Raw genomic sequence first — 13,888 nt, 5'->3', positions numbered from 1 at the left:
GTAGGGAATAAGTGATGGCAGCGTGCCTTTATTTTGAGGCAGCGCCGCCCGCAGTTTTTGCACTCACCTTGTCAGTAGTGATACCACTTCACTTCAAGCATTACTTCGTTCTGCGGTGAACTCATCTGGCTGAATTCGCGTTGGGCACTCAGGCGCAGGCCGAGGTTGCGCGACAGCTCCCACTGCTGATTGAGGCTGACGCTGCGGCGTACTTCGCCGTTGGTGAAGTAGTCGCCCTTGGCTTCCAGGCTCAGGTTGCCCAGCGGGTTGCGCCACAGTAAGCCAGTGTTGAAACCAGCAGCGGGAGAGATGAATTCGGCGAAGTCGTTGTTGTGCTCGACCCTTACAGTGCCCAGCGCAAAGCCCAGCACTTCGTCGCCCAATTGCCAGGTACCGCCGCCACCACCGTTGACATGGCTGACAAGGTTTTCATCGCCATGTTTGCCAAGTACCCGTTCCAGCCCGCCGGTGACTTGCCATGACCAGGGTTTCAGCAGCTCGGTACGCGGGGTCAGGGAGCGAATGGTGGCCAGGTCCAACTGCTGAACTTGCCAGTCGTTACCTTCGTATTGGCGCACCTTGAGCTGAAGAATCTCGATCTGCGCACCCAGCGGAAAGCCGTAAGCGTTGTCGTTCAGGTCGTGATAGGCCATGCGCAGGCCATATTCGGCGAACGCTTTGTCACCGCGTGTGCCCGCCCCCAGTTGCCAGGTACGTGATTCGTGGCCTTCTTCCGGCAGGCCGGGGCGCGGGATGTCCAGCTGTGGCGGCGGGTTCTGATTGATCGCCTGCAGCAACTCGAAACTGCGTTGCGAGCGCTGCGTGTCGCGTTCAAGCCCGTTGGCGCGGTAGCGCTCCAGACGGTAGGCCGCGTCCTGAATCAACGCGCGTCGCTCTTTCGGCTGGGCGAGGTACTCGCTGTTTTGCAGTTGTTTTTGATCGGCGCTGACTTTCAGCACCCACTGTTGTTCGTCGGCATCAAGGGGCTCGGCGCGGCTCAGCAATTCCCGCTCGCGAGAAGGGCGATAGTCGATCTTTTCCACAAGCCCTGCGGCTTTGATCGCCTTGACCGTATCGGTCGGGATCGCAGTCAGGCCGAATTGCTCGGTGAGATTCAGCCCGGGTCGTGCGACCTGCAGCAATTCCAGCAGACGGTACGAGCAGTTTTCGTCGAAGAAGAAATAGCTGAAGCGAATCTGTTTCAATTCCCAGACATGTTCAACCATGCGCCCGGTTTCTTCCGGGGTAAGGTTCAGACGGTATTCCCACAGGTCACGGTTTTCCAGGCTGCGGTATTCCGAGAGCTTTTCCTGATAGGGCACCAGCGCAAACAATCCAGGGTAGCCGCCAGCCAAGCCTTTCCAGGCATACAGAATGCTGTTGTCCATGCCTTCGATGTAGGCACCGAAGTTGATCGCATAGCTGAGTAACGTGGTGTTGTTGGTTTTCGCGCTGGCCGGATCGATGCGCAGTAACGTGTGGCCGAACATCGACGAGGGGCTGTTGAGGTACGCGGCCGGAAAAATCAGTACAGTGCTGTCCGGTGCCACATCCTTGTACCAGGCCTTGAACTCTTTGCAGTCCGGCGTGGGCAGGTCAGTCAGTTGCAACTGGTCGCGCAGCCAGCGGGTGCGTGCCGGGTACACGCACTGGGCGTGGGTCTGTTCGTTGGTTACGGGGGCGTATATGGCGTCAAGTGTCGCGCTCAGTTCCGCCTTCGGGTCGTGTGCACCGTCCGCAGCGAGAAAGAATTTCGGGTCTGTCACATAGCTGCGCCAACCGCCGAGCTTGCCTGCCTCGTAGTGACCCAGTGAAATCCAGAACGGCTCATTGGCCAATTGCTGCAAACGGTCAGCGGTAGCATGAGGTGCCGCAGACAAGGGGGCACAGACAAACAGCGCCAGCGAGACAAGACGTTTGAGCATAGAGGGCAACTAGTCAAGAGAAGTCAGGAAAGGTGATCCCGCCTTTTGCGATGAAAAGGCGGGCGAACGACTTTAAGCCTGGGTAGCGTACTTGGCCAGAGTCGGATCGTTTTTCAGAACGTTGACGGTGTTGGTGTGAACGTCTTCAGCGGTGGCGTCGGCCTTGCTGAAAATTTGCGAGAAGTGCTCGTGAGTGACCGCAGCGAAGTGCTCACGATCTTCTGGTGCAACGCCCAATACCACAGCGTAGGTAGTCAGTGCTTCGCCCTGACCCATCGCCATGTCCTTGGAAAGTTCATCCATCATACCGTTCATGGCAAGCCAGGATTTACCGCCGTAAGTCAGTGCGCCGTTGGTCGAGCAGCCGTTGGTACCGGAGGTCATGCCGAAGGTGGCGTTACCCGAGGTGCCGTTGGTGGTTGAGGCCAGGAAGTGAGCTGGAGTGCCGCGTTGACCTTCAAACAGCATGTTGCCCCAGCCGCAGTCCGGACCGCCTGGCGCTTGAGCCATAGCGTTGATGGATACAGCGGCGAAGAGCGTTCCAAGAAGAATCCGTTTCATAGCTTTTTCTCTTTTTAGTTCAGCCAAGGGTCGAGTTTCTTGAGTAGTCACATCAAGACAGACGGCCAACCAGCAACCACCTGTGCAGTTTGGAGCTTAGGCGGGTTCCAAGGGTTCCGTGAGCTATTACAGATTATTGCCGAAAATAGAAATTTTCCGGGCAGCGGGCTATGGCTTTAAGGCTGTAAGTGCCTTTCGGTTTTTCCTGCCTTGCAAGTCTTGTACGGCGAGCGCCAGAATGCCGACATCTGCCCCGCCTGATGTAAGGATTACTGATGCCCGATTCTGTCGCAGCCAACCTACGCCTGGCGCCACATGCGCTGACCCGTCCGTTTTCCGCTGAGCAGTTCAGCTTTGCGACCACTAACGAGCTTGAACCCTTTCGCGGTGTACTAGGCCAGGAGCGTGCCGTAGAGGCCTTGCAGTTCGGCGTTGCCATGCCGCGCCCCGGTTACAACGTATTTGTCATGGGCGAACCCGGTACTGGCCGCTTTTCGTTCGTCAAACGCTACCTCAAGGCTGAAGGCAAGCGGATGAAGACGCCTTCGGACTGGGTCTACGTTAATAATTTCGATGAGCCCCGCGAGCCCAAGGCGCTGGAACTGCCACCAGGCACTGCGCATGAATTCACGGCCGACATCGGTGGCCTGATCGATAACCTGTTGGTGACCTTTCCGGCGGTTTTCGAGCACCCGTCCTATCAGCAGAAGAAAAGCTCGATCGACCGTGCGTTCAATCAGCGCTACGACCGCGCACTGGATGTGATCGAGCGCCTGTCGCTGGAAAAGGACATCGCGCTGTATCGCGACAGCTCCAACATCGCCTTCACGCCGATGGCCGATGGCAAGGCGCTGGACGAGGCCGAGTTTTCGCAGTTGCCCGAGGCTGATCGCGAGCGTTTTCACGAAGATATCTCCGCCCTTGAGGAGCGCCTCAACGAAGAACTGGCCAGCCTGCCGCAGTGGAAGCGTGAGTCGAACAACCAGCTTCGTCAGTTGAACGAAGAAACCATCACGCTGACCTTGCAGCCATTGTTGGCGCCGCTCTCGGAAAAGTACGCCGAGAATGCTGCGGTCTGTGCGTACCTGCAAGCGATGCAGGTGTACCTGCTCAAGACCTTGGTCGAGCAACTGGTCGACGATGCCAAGACCGACGCTCAGGCACGCAAGTTACTGGAAGAGCAGTACAGCCCGAGCCTGGTGGTCGGCAATACCCGCGACGGCGGCGCGCCGGTGGTTTTCGAGCAGCATCCTACGTATGACAACCTGTTCGGGCGTATCGAATACAGCACTGATCAGGGCGCGCTGTACACCACCTATCGCCAGTTGCGGCCCGGTGCGCTGCATCGCGCCAATGGAGGCTTTCTGATTCTGGAAGCCGAAAAAATGCTCGGCGAGCCGTTCGTCTGGGACGCGCTCAAGCGCACCCTGCAGTCGCGCAAGCTGAAGATGGAATCACCGCTGGGCGAGCTGGGGCGCGTGGCAACCGTGAGCCTGACGCCGCAGGTTATTCCGTGGAACGTCAAGATCATCATCATTGGTTCGCGCTCGCTGTATTACACCCTGCAAGACCTCGATCCTGACTTTCAGGAGATGTTTCGGGTACTGGTCGATTTCGACGAAGAAATTCCGATGGTCGATGAAACGCTCGAGCAATTCGCTCAGTTGCTGAAAACCCGAACGTCAGAAGAGGGCATGGCACCTTTGACCGCCGATGCGGTGGCGCGACTGGCAACCTATAGCGCTCGACTGGCTGAACACCAGGGGCGTTTGTCGGCGCGTATCGGCGATCTGTTCCAGTTGGTCAGCGAGGCAGACTTCATCCGTCAGTTGGCCAGTGACGACAAGACCGACGCCGGGCATATCGAGCGAGCGTTGAAGGCCAAGGCCACGCGCACCGGGCGGGTTTCCGCGCGGATTCTCGATGACATGATGGCGGGTGTGATCCTCATCGACACGGACGGTGCCGCGGTCGGCAAATGCAACGGCCTGACGGTTCTGGAAGTCGGTGATTCGGCGTTTGGCGTGCCGGCGCGTATTTCCGCCACGGTCTATCCGGGTGGCAGCGGGATTGTCGACATCGAGCGCGAGGTCAATCTTGGCCAGCCGATCCACTCCAAGGGCGTGATGATTCTCACCGGCTACCTGGGTAGCCGTTACGCTCAGGAATTCCCGCTGGCGATATCAGCCAGTATTGCGCTTGAGCAATCCTACGGTTACGTGGACGGCGACAGTGCGTCGCTGGGCGAGGCCTGTACGCTGATTTCAGCGTTGTCGCGCACTCCGCTCAAGCAGTGCTTCGCAATTACCGGCTCCATCAACCAGTTCGGCGAAGTGCAGGCGGTGGGCGGGGTCAACGAGAAAATCGAAGGCTTCTTCCGTCTTTGTGAAGCACGCGGGCTGACGGGCGAGCAGGGCGCTATCATTCCGCACGCCAACGTCACCACGCTGATGCTGGATGAGCGTGTGGTGCAGGCCGTGCGTGACGGGCAATTCCATATCTATGCGGTACGTCAGGCTGACGAGGCCTTGAGCCTGCTGGTCGGCGAGCCTGCCGGTGCGCCTGACGAGAATGGCGAGTTTCCGGAAGGCAGCGTGAATGCACGTGTGGTCGAGCGCTTGCGCGACATCGCGGAAATGCTCAGCGACGAAGACCTCAAGGAAGAGCTGGAGAAGGAGCCAGCCCAGTTACAACCTGAACTGAAGGTCTGACAACGGCGCTAGCCGGGCGGTGCTGACGCCGCCCGGTACTGCGTTCATCAGCAATCCGTTCATCAGGGATATTTCCCGCGGGACGGTTTTCTTCTAATCTTGATCATGACCGCAGTGGCCAATCGGATTGGCGCACATCCTGCTTTGCCAGACGGATGAATACTGTTGCTGATCAGGAGCGCATCATGCAGCGTAGCCTTTGCCTTACCCGAGAATGCATGGGGCTGATGACCCGCATCGAATGTGTCATTCGGCCTCTTCCCCACGATGGTGGACAATGGATGGTGCTCTTCGCAGCCGGCATGGCTGAAGAACAGCCCTCCGCGATCAAATCCCAAGGACCATTCAACGGCCTGCCAGCGGCGCAGGCGGTATTGACGAGCATTATCGAGAGCCTGTCGCTGCATGGTTATCAATGCGCCGATGATGTACCGATATGGACCTTGCATATTCAAGCTGAACTGCGACGTATCAACAGTGGCATGGTGGTGTGTGAGCGCTCATCGCTTTTCTAGCCAGTCTGCGCTATGCATGCCGGTCTCCTGACAGTGCATATCTGCGTGCTGTGCGATATTTTGTCGCATCTCCAGAGCAGCGCGTTACCGCTGATATACTCGCCCGCTCCTTCAAAACACCTTGCGAGTATCAATGGAACGTTTTTTTGAAAATGCCATGTACGCATCGCGCTGGCTGCTGGCGCCGATCTATTTCGGTCTTTCCCTTGGGCTGCTGGCGTTGTGTCTGAAATTCTTCCAGGAAATCTTTCACGTCATCCCTAACATTTTCTCGCTGGCCGAAGCTGATCTGATTCTGGTGCTGCTGTCGCTGATCGACATGGCGCTGGTGGGTGGTTTGCTGGTGATGGTGATGATTTCCGGCTACGAGAACTTCGTATCGCAGCTGGACATCGATGAGGACAAGGAAAAGCTCAACTGGCTGGGCACCATGGATTCGTCTTCGCTGAAGATGAAAGTGGCGGCCTCCATCGTGGCAATCTCCTCAATACACCTGCTGCGGGTGTTCATGGATGCCACCAACATCAAGCCTGAATACCTGATGTGGTACGTGATTATCCACATGACCTTCGTGATATCCGCGTTTGCGATGGGCTATCTGGACAAGGTCACCAAGCACTAAGGCGACGCGCGATGAAAGGGGCGGGCGTTATCGTTTCTGGCATGTCGGCGCTGTGTGTTGTAAAACGTCCGTTCCGATGCATCAGGCATTTGCGCAGGAGGTTCGATCATGAATTATCAGGAATTTATCGAACACGCCCAGGCCGGGCGGGTCGATGAGCTGAACCTGATCTCCATCGAAGGCGGCATCTATCTGCTGGATGTGCGCATGAATGGCACTTCGGTGATGCTCAAGGACCCGGCAGGCAAGACCCTGCATCTTCGCTCGGTGGAGCATGCGCGGGATTTGCTCAAGGACATACCGGTGGTGCCTTTTTACCTGGTCCATTGTGTGGTCCATGACGAGCTGTGCGGCATGCCGGTCAATGACCGCTCTGAAATGCGCCTGCCGATCTCGTTTCATTCCTCCTGGTCCTGATCGCCAGCCGCGTATTGCTGCTGCGGTAGGGGCTGTAGCGGCAATTGTGCTAGGCTGCTCGCCCTTTTGGTTCGGGGCGCATCAGGGTATAGCGTGATTGCCGTTCAGGTATCGCGTGATTGCCGACTGCGTGCCCCTCTGCGGAGCAGTGTCATGTCCGAAGTCAATCTGTCCACCGATGAAACCCGCGTCAGCTACGGCATTGGCCGTCAGTTGGGCGACCAGTTGCGCGACAACCCGCCACCGGGTGTCGACCTGGAAGCCATCGTGGCAGGCCTGCGTGATGCATTTGGCGGTCAGCCAAGCCGTGTGGGTCAGGAAGAAATGTCCGCCAGCTTCAAGGTTATCCGTGAAATCATGCAGGCCGAAGCGGCCGCCAAGGCTGAACAGGCTGCGGGTGCCGGCAAGGCTTACCTGGCTGAAAATGCCAAGCGCGAAGGCGTGACCACGCTGGCCTCGGGTCTGCAATTCGAAGTGCTGACCGCTGGCGCTGGTGCCAAGCCAACCCGTGAAGATCAGGTGCGCGTGCACTATCACGGTACGCTGATCGACGGTAACGTCTTCGACAGCTCCTATGATCGTGGCGAGCCTGCGGAATTTCCGGTCAGCGGCGTGATTGCTGGCTGGACCGAGGCACTGCAACTGATGAACGCTGGCAGCAAATGGCGTCTGCACGTACCGAGCGAGCTGGCTTATGGCGCTCAGGGCGTAGGCAGCATCGCACCGCACAGCGTGCTGGTGTTCGACGTGGAACTGCTGGACGTTCTGTAAGCGACCCGGTCGATGCAGATAGTCGCTGAACGAATCGCGCTGATTCGTTCAGCGGTGGGGTTGTGCTGATGCTCCATGCTCAGTGCAACTCACCCATCGGGCGCAACGCCCGCGCGTAGCAGAACAGAAACAGGTTTCTCACCAGCTCCTTGAGCACCAATGGTTCGCTGGAACTCAAGCTGCACACATCCAGATCGCCCTGATCACGTAACTCCTCCAGCGCTTCCTCTTCCAGCACCGCACACACTTCGCCCGTCTCGCGATGAAGAATTCTCAGGTAAGGGTGAGGCCGGTCCAGCCATGCATCGATCAAATAGGTCATGTCTCATCTCCTGTGCAAGTAAGATGAGAATAATTCTTATCGGGATAATAGCAAGGCACTATTGAGATTAATTCTCATTTTACGCTGAATGGTTGATCCAGGTCAGCGAATGCCGACGCGGAGCGTCGGGACGATAGTTACAGAACTATCGTTCCTCACGCTCCGCGTGGGAATGCCGTTCGTGACGCTCTGCGTCACACAGCGACGCCGTCGGCCTGTCAGTGATGCTCGCGGGTAGCGCGGAATTTCACGTCGGGCCAGCGTTCTTCCATCAGCGCCAGGTTCACGCGGGTAGGGGCGAGGTAGGTCAGGTGACCGCCGCCGTCCATTGCCAGGTTTTCCACCGCCTTGTTCTCAAACTCTTCGAGCTTCTTCTTGTCGTCGCAGTCGATCCAGCGGGCAGACCACACGGTGATCGGCTCGTAGGCGCATTCGACCTTGTATTCTTCCTTCAGACGGCTGGCGACCACATCGAACTGCAGCACACCGACGGCGCCGAGGATGATGTCGTTGCTGCGCTGCGGGAAGAACACCTGCGTGGCGCCTTCTTCGGCCAGCTGTTGCAGACCCTGACGCAATTGCTTGGACTTGAGCGGGTCCTTCAGGCGCACGCGGCGGAACAACTCCGGTGCGAAGTGCGGAATACCGGTGAAGCCCAGTGCTTCGCCTTCGGTGAAGGTGTCGCCGATCTGGATGGTGCCGTGGTTGTGCAAACCGATGATGTCACCGGCATAGGCTTCTTCCAGTTGCTCGCGCTCCGACGAGAAGAACGTCAGCGCGTCGCCGATCCGCACGTCCTTGCCCAGACGCACATGGCGCATTTTCATGCCCTTGTCGTAACGGCCAGAACAGATACGCATGAATGCGATACGGTCGCGGTGCTTGGGGTCCATGTTTGCCTGGATCTTGAACACGAAACCGCTGAATTTCTCTTCGGCCGGCTCGACGGTGCGCTCGTTGGCCACGCGTGCCAGAGGCTTCGGCGCCCAGTTCACCACGGCATCGAGTACATGGTCGACGCCGAAGTTGCCCAGCGCGGTACCGAAAAACACCGGGGTCAATTGGCCGTCGATGAATTCCTGCTGGTTGAACTCGTGGCAGGCACCCTGCACCAGTTCCAGTTGCTCGACAAAGCGGTCGTACTCGTCACCCAGATGGGCGCGGGCTTCGTCCGAATCGAGCTTCTCGATGATTTTGGTTTCGGTACGCTCGTGGCCGTGACCTGCGGTGTAGACAATGATGTAGTCGTCGGCCAGGTGATAGACACCCTTGAAGTCCCGGTAGCAACCAATCGGCCAGGTGATCGGTGCCGCCTTGATCTTGAGCACGGCTTCGATTTCATCAAGCAGCTCGATCGGGTCGCGGATATCGCGGTCGAGCTTGTTGATGAAGCTGACGATAGGCGTGTCGCGCAGACGGCAGACATCCATCAGCGCGATGGTGCGTGGCTCGACGCCCTTGCCGCCGTCGAGGACCATCAGCGCGGAGTCGACTGCCGTCAGGGTGCGGTAGGTGTCTTCGGAGAAGTCTTCGTGGCCTGGGGTGTCGAGCAGGTTGATCATGTGCTCGCGATACGGAAACTGCATCACGGACGTAGTAATGGAGATACCACGCTGTTTCTCCATTTCCATCCAGTCGGAGGTGGCGTGACGGTCGGATTTACGCGACTTGACCGTACCGGCGACGGAAATGGCCTTGCCCATCAGCAGGAGTTTTTCCGTGATGGTGGTTTTACCCGCATCCGGGTGGGAAATAATGGCGAAAGTGCGGCGTTTCGCGACTTCGGCGGCCTGTTGGGTCATGGGAAATCGCCTGGGATGGGATTGAAAAAGGGCGCAGATTATAGCTCAACTCGCGGCAATAACCGAACCGTTCAGACAATAAACGATGGCCAGATAATGTCTCGTGTGGGAACCTTTCACGTCGTGGAGACGTCCACTCCCCCGTCAAGGCTCGCAACGAAGCCAACGCAAGGGGCTGATTCATCAGCATGTTGGCTTGACGAAGCTGCGCTTATGGCTTGTGTTTTCGCCGAGGTTAAACCCTTACCGGCGACCCACCCGCTGCTCTTCGCGAACGTTATTGCCGGTGTCCTTTGCGGACGCCCTGGTCAACGCGTTCGCCGACTGAAATAAGGAGTCCGCCTGTGGCTAATCGCTATGGCAAGGGGCTATTGGGAGGTGCGGTTGTGATCGCACTCCTGGCCCTGCTGATCCACTGGATCGGCATCAGTACTATCAAGCAATACCAGGATGACCTGCTGTTCTACCTTCAGGCTCACCTGATTCTGGTTCTGGTTTCAATGTTGGCGGCCCTGGTGGTCGGTATCCCCGCAGGCATCGCCCTCAGCCGACCGAGCATGGTTGGCCGCGCCGAACGTTTCATGCAGATATTCAACATTGGCAACACCGTTCCTCCTCTCGCCGTTCTGGCCATTGCCCTCGGGATACTCGGGATCGGCAGCGGGCCTGCGATCTTCGCGCTGTTTCTCGCCTCTTTATTGCCCATCGTGCGTAACACCTATGAAGGCCTGAAAAACGTTCAGGGTTCACTCAAGGAAGCTGCGGTCGGCATCGGCATGACCCCGCGTCAGGTGCTGTGGCGTGTCGAGTTGCCTAACGCCGTGCCGATCATCATCGGTGGTGTGCGTGTCGCGCTGGCGATCAATGTCGGGACCGCGCCGCTGGCGTTTCTCATCGGTGCCAATAGCCTGGGCAGCCTGATTTTCCCCGGCATCGCCTTGAACAACCAGCCGCAACTGGTGCTGGGTGCGGCGTGTACCGCTCTGCTGGCGCTGCTGCTTGACGGGCTGGTGATACTGGCCAGTCGTCTCTGGCTGGAACGCGGTCTGGCTCGCTGAGCGAAGGAATTATCATGAAAAGAATATGTTTGTTTTTAGGTTTGGCCTTGCTGTTTCCGGCATTTGCCCAAGCGGCGGATAAACCGCTTTTACGGGTCGGCGCACGGGTGTTCACCGAGCAGACCATGCTTGCCGAGCTGACTGCGCAATACCTGCGAACCAAGAACTACGATGTACAGATTACCGGCGGTCTTGGCAGCAACCTGGCGCGTAGCGCACAGGAAAGCGGTCAGTTGGATCTGCTCTGGGAATACACCGGTGTGTCGCTGGTTGCCTACAACCACATCGATGAAAAACTCGACAGCGCACAGACTTACGCGCGAGTGAAGGAAGTCGATGCCAAGAAAGGCCTGGTATGGCTTTCGCCGTCGAAATTCAACAACACCTACGCGTTGGCACTGCCGCAGAAAGTGGCTGACAAGTACCCGCAGGTCAACACCATGACCGACCTGACCAAAGTGCTCAAGGACGAAGCCAAAGAGGGTCATGTCGTAGCGCTGGACACCGAGTTTGCCAACCGTTCCGACGGCCTGATCGGTATGGTCAAGCACTACGACATGAATCTCGGTCGTGAAAACACCCGGCAGATGGACGCCGGGCTGGTCTACACCGCGCTGCGCAACGGTCAGGTTTTCGCCGGTCTGGTGTACACCACCGACGGACGTCTCAATGCGTTCAAACTGAAAGTGCTGGAAGACGACAAGCATTATTTCCCGGACTACACCGCTGCGCCGGTGATCCGTCAGGAATATCTGGACAAGCATCCGGACATCGCCACGCTGCTCAAGCCACTGGCTGACTTGCTGGACAACCAGACCATGATCGACCTCAACGCGCGCGTCGACGTCGGCCATGAAAGCCCCTCCACGGTTGCTGCAGACTTTCTGCGCCAGCACCCATTGAATTAAGGAAGGAGACGATATGAGTTTCTTGAGCGCCTTCTCCCATCTGGACTGGGCACAGGTTCTGCAACTGACCTGGCAGCACATTACGCTGGTGGGCATTGCCGTGACCCTGGCGATTCTCGTCGGCGTGCCACTGGGCGTGCTGATGACGCGTTTTCCAGCACTGGCGGGCCCGTTGCAGGCCAGCGCCACGGTATTGCTGACCGTGCCGTCGATTGCCCTGTTCGGCCTGTTGCTGCCGTTCTACTCCAAATTCGGCCAGGGCCTCGGCCCGATGCCGGCTATTACCGCAGTGTTTCTCTATTCGCTGCTGCCGATCATGCGTAACACCTACCTGGCGCTGACTGGCGTAGAGCCGGGTATCCGCGAGGCGGCCAAAGGCATCGGCATGACCTTCGGCCAGCGTCTGCGCATGGTCGAGCTGCCCATCGCCGTGCCTGTGATCCTCGCCGGTGTGCGCACCGCGGTGGTGATGAATATCGGTGTCATGACCATTGCCGCGACCATCGGTGCCGGTGGTCTGGGTGTACTCATTCTTGCTTCTATCAGCCGCAGCGATATGTCGATGCTGATCGTCGGCGCGGTACTGGTCAGCATTCTGGCCATCATCGCCGACCTTCTCCTGCAATGGCTGCAACGCACGCTGACTCCAAAAGGATTACTGAAATGATCGAACTCCAGAACCTCTCCAAGACTTTCCAGAGCAACGGCAAAGAAGTGAAGGCTGTCGATTCGGTCAGCCTCACGGTCAACGAAGGCGAAATCTGCGTCTTCCTCGGCCCCTCGGGCTGCGGCAAGAGCACCACGCTTAAAATGATCAACCGCCTGATCATGCCGACCTCCGGCAAAGTGCTGATCAATGGCGAAGACACCACTGATCTGGACGAAGTGACCCTGCGTCGCAACATCGGCTACGTGATTCAGCAGATCGGTCTGTTCCCGAACATGACCATCGAAGAAAACATCGTGGTGGTGCCCAAGCTGCTCGGCTGGGACAAGCAGCGTTGCCATGACCGTGCCCGTGAACTGATGAGCATGATCAAGCTGGAGCCCAAGCAGTACCTGCATCGCTACCCGCGTGAATTGTCCGGTGGTCAGCAACAGCGTATCGGCGTGATCCGTGCACTGGCTGCAGACGCACCCCTGCTGTTGATGGACGAACCGTTCGGTGCGGTCGACCCGATCAACCGTGAGATGATCCAGAACGAGTTCTTCGAGATGCAGCGCGCGCTGAACAAGACCGTGATCATGGTCAGCCACGACATTGATGAAGCCATCAAGCTGGGCGACAAGATTGCTATCTTCCGTGGCGGCAAACTGCTGCAGATCGATCACCCGGACACCTTGCTCGCACATCCGGCTGACGACTTCGTCAGCAGCTTCGTCGGCCAGGACAGCACGCTCAAGCGCCTGCTGCTGGTCAAAGCCGAAGACGCCGCCGACAACGCACCGTCGGTCAGCCCGGAAACCCCGGTGGCCGATGCACTGGACGTGATGGACGAAAATGACCGTCGCTACATCGTTGTCACCGACAGCGAGAACAAGGCAATGGGCTACGTACGTCGCCGTGACCTGCATCGCCAGCAGGGCACGTGCGCGCAGTTCCTGCGTGAGTTCAACGCAACCGCCGCTTACGACGAGCACTTGCGCATCCTGCTGTCGCGCATGTACGAGTTCAACCGCGCCTGGCTGCCGGTACTGGACGCCGAGAACGTGTTCCTGGGTGAAGTGACGCAGGAGTCCATTGCGGCTTACCTGAGCTCGGGTCGTTCGCGTGGGATGAAGACCAGTATTGTTTCGCCTGCGGACGTTGCAGCCGAAGCACAGGCATAAGTCTGGAAAGATCAGCCCGGTGCCGCAAAGGTGTCGGGCTGATCGTGTTTTCCACACCGTTTTACCGCGAATATCCGCAAGCCCTCTCTTTATCGTTCCGTGCAGGCCGTTTTCCAGACGGCTAGTAGCCACAGCTATTCGATCACCGGTCGTCAGCCATTCTCCTGTCGAAGCTCACGGCTGATCTTCGCGTTTGAAAACTGTCGGATCGCCCAGCGCCTTTCAGTCGCTTATTACCCTGCGGGGAACATCTGCCTGTCATGCAGGTCGGTTAAACAGGTCCTTGGGAAGGCAACTCAAGCACTCTGTGCAAAAACGCGACATTTTTTGTTGATATCCGGCCCCTCAGGTCCTAAAGTTCGCGCCGAACGTCCATGCTGGAAACGATCCATCCGGCTCAAGTACTGACGACGAGACAGCAAGGCCAGGAAGGCAGCCCTTCAGGG

Annotated in this window: 13 protein-coding genes; 9 read left to right on the top strand and 4 right to left on the bottom strand. The window is 58.0% G+C overall.

What is annotated here, in order from left to right:
* Positions 1–71 precede the first annotated feature (71 nt).
* Together RYB09_RS23655 and RYB09_RS23650 are read right to left on the bottom strand one after the other, a co-directional pair.
* Positions 72–1,925, bottom strand: coding sequence for a DUF4105 domain-containing protein (locus RYB09_RS23655; protein WP_005745344.1), 1,854 nt, complete (start codon positions 1,923–1,925; stop codon positions 72–74).
* A gap of 72 nt (positions 1,926–1,997) precedes the next feature.
* Positions 1,998–2,486, bottom strand: a complete 489-nt coding sequence (locus RYB09_RS23650; RefSeq protein ID WP_002555221.1) for a DUF3015 domain-containing protein — start codon at positions 2,484–2,486, stop codon at positions 1,998–2,000.
* Positions 2,487–2,761: 275 nt separating this feature from the next.
* On the opposite strand from RYB09_RS23650, the gene RYB09_RS23645 reads away from it, so the two are divergent.
* The 5 genes from RYB09_RS23645 to RYB09_RS23625 all read left to right on the top strand — a co-directional run bounded on the left by RYB09_RS23645 (position 2,762) and on the right by RYB09_RS23625 (position 7,522).
* On the top strand, positions 2,762–5,197 hold the full coding sequence (locus RYB09_RS23645) for a Lon protease family protein (protein ID WP_005733673.1): 2,436 nt from the start codon (positions 2,762–2,764) through the stop codon (positions 5,195–5,197).
* 185 nt (positions 5,198–5,382) lie between these two features.
* Positions 5,383–5,712, top strand: coding sequence for a hypothetical protein (locus tag RYB09_RS23640; RefSeq protein ID WP_011169498.1), 330 nt, complete (start codon positions 5,383–5,385; stop codon positions 5,710–5,712).
* 133 nt (positions 5,713–5,845) lie between these two features.
* On the top strand, positions 5,846–6,334 hold the full coding sequence (locus RYB09_RS23635) for a TIGR00645 family protein (RefSeq protein WP_003313787.1): 489 nt from the start codon (positions 5,846–5,848) through the stop codon (positions 6,332–6,334).
* Positions 6,335–6,442: 108 nt separating this feature from the next.
* On the top strand, positions 6,443–6,751 hold the full coding sequence (locus RYB09_RS23630; RefSeq protein ID WP_005733678.1) for a DUF6482 family protein: 309 nt from the start codon (positions 6,443–6,445) through the stop codon (positions 6,749–6,751).
* Between the two features lie 153 nt (positions 6,752–6,904).
* A complete protein-coding gene (locus RYB09_RS23625; RefSeq protein ID WP_004655498.1) occupies positions 6,905–7,522 on the top strand; it encodes an FKBP-type peptidyl-prolyl cis-trans isomerase in 618 nt (205 codons plus the stop codon).
* A 79-nt stretch (positions 7,523–7,601) separates the two neighbouring features.
* Here RYB09_RS23625 and RYB09_RS23620 read toward each other — a convergent pair whose 3' ends face one another.
* Positions 7,602–7,844, bottom strand: coding sequence for a hypothetical protein (locus RYB09_RS23620; protein WP_002555214.1), 243 nt, complete (start codon positions 7,842–7,844; stop codon positions 7,602–7,604).
* 218 nt (positions 7,845–8,062) lie between these two features.
* Positions 8,063–9,646, bottom strand: coding sequence for a peptide chain release factor 3 (locus RYB09_RS23615; RefSeq protein ID WP_230016825.1), 1,584 nt, complete (start codon positions 9,644–9,646; stop codon positions 8,063–8,065).
* A 344-nt stretch (positions 9,647–9,990) separates the two neighbouring features.
* Between RYB09_RS23615 and RYB09_RS23610 the strand changes: the two genes are divergently transcribed.
* From RYB09_RS23610 to RYB09_RS23595, 4 genes are read left to right on the top strand one after another with little or no spacing between them, the layout of a single operon-like run.
* Positions 9,991–10,704, top strand: a complete 714-nt coding sequence (locus tag RYB09_RS23610) for an ABC transporter permease (RefSeq protein WP_002555212.1) — start codon at positions 9,991–9,993, stop codon at positions 10,702–10,704.
* 14 nt (positions 10,705–10,718) lie between these two features.
* Entirely contained in the window at positions 10,719–11,612 is an 894-nt protein-coding gene (locus tag RYB09_RS23605) for a glycine betaine ABC transporter substrate-binding protein (protein ID WP_005745340.1), read from the top strand.
* A gap of 13 nt (positions 11,613–11,625) precedes the next feature.
* The gene (locus tag RYB09_RS23600; protein ID WP_005745339.1) at positions 11,626–12,279 is read left to right on the top strand and encodes an ABC transporter permease; all 654 of its coding nucleotides are present in this window, start codon (positions 11,626–11,628) and stop codon (positions 12,277–12,279) included.
* A complete protein-coding gene (locus RYB09_RS23595) occupies positions 12,276–13,442 on the top strand; it encodes a betaine/proline/choline family ABC transporter ATP-binding protein (RefSeq protein WP_122259403.1) in 1,167 nt (388 codons plus the stop codon). The genes RYB09_RS23600 and RYB09_RS23595 overlap by 4 nt, the downstream gene beginning before the upstream one ends.
* Positions 13,443–13,888 lie beyond the last annotated feature (446 nt).

The sequence above is a fragment of the Pseudomonas syringae group sp. J254-4 genome (assembly GCF_032586855.1).
GTDB lineage: Bacteria > Pseudomonadota > Gammaproteobacteria > Pseudomonadales > Pseudomonadaceae > Aquipseudomonas > Aquipseudomonas amygdali.
This window is presented reverse-complemented; position numbering and strand designations above follow the sequence as displayed.

Coding starts and splice junctions, on each gene's coding strand:
- RYB09_RS23655 (WP_005745344.1), bottom strand. CDS start 1,925: ATGCTCAAACGTCTTGTCTCGCTGGCGCTGTTTGTCTGTGCCCCCTTG.
- RYB09_RS23650 (WP_002555221.1), bottom strand. CDS start 2,486: ATGAAACGGATTCTTCTTGGAACGCTCTTCGCCGCTGTATCCATCAAC.
- RYB09_RS23645 (WP_005733673.1), top strand. CDS start 2,762: ATGCCCGATTCTGTCGCAGCCAACCTACGCCTGGCGCCACATGCGCTG.
- RYB09_RS23640 (WP_011169498.1), top strand. CDS start 5,383: ATGCAGCGTAGCCTTTGCCTTACCCGAGAATGCATGGGGCTGATGACC.
- RYB09_RS23635 (WP_003313787.1), top strand. CDS start 5,846: ATGGAACGTTTTTTTGAAAATGCCATGTACGCATCGCGCTGGCTGCTG.
- RYB09_RS23630 (WP_005733678.1), top strand. CDS start 6,443: ATGAATTATCAGGAATTTATCGAACACGCCCAGGCCGGGCGGGTCGAT.
- RYB09_RS23625 (WP_004655498.1), top strand. CDS start 6,905: ATGTCCGAAGTCAATCTGTCCACCGATGAAACCCGCGTCAGCTACGGC.
- RYB09_RS23620 (WP_002555214.1), bottom strand. CDS start 7,844: ATGACCTATTTGATCGATGCATGGCTGGACCGGCCTCACCCTTACCTG.
- RYB09_RS23615 (WP_230016825.1), bottom strand. CDS start 9,646: ATGACCCAACAGGCCGCCGAAGTCGCGAAACGCCGCACTTTCGCCATT.
- RYB09_RS23605 (WP_005745340.1), top strand. CDS start 10,719: ATGAAAAGAATATGTTTGTTTTTAGGTTTGGCCTTGCTGTTTCCGGCA.
- RYB09_RS23600 (WP_005745339.1), top strand. CDS start 11,626: ATGAGTTTCTTGAGCGCCTTCTCCCATCTGGACTGGGCACAGGTTCTG.
- RYB09_RS23595 (WP_122259403.1), top strand. CDS start 12,276: ATGATCGAACTCCAGAACCTCTCCAAGACTTTCCAGAGCAACGGCAAA.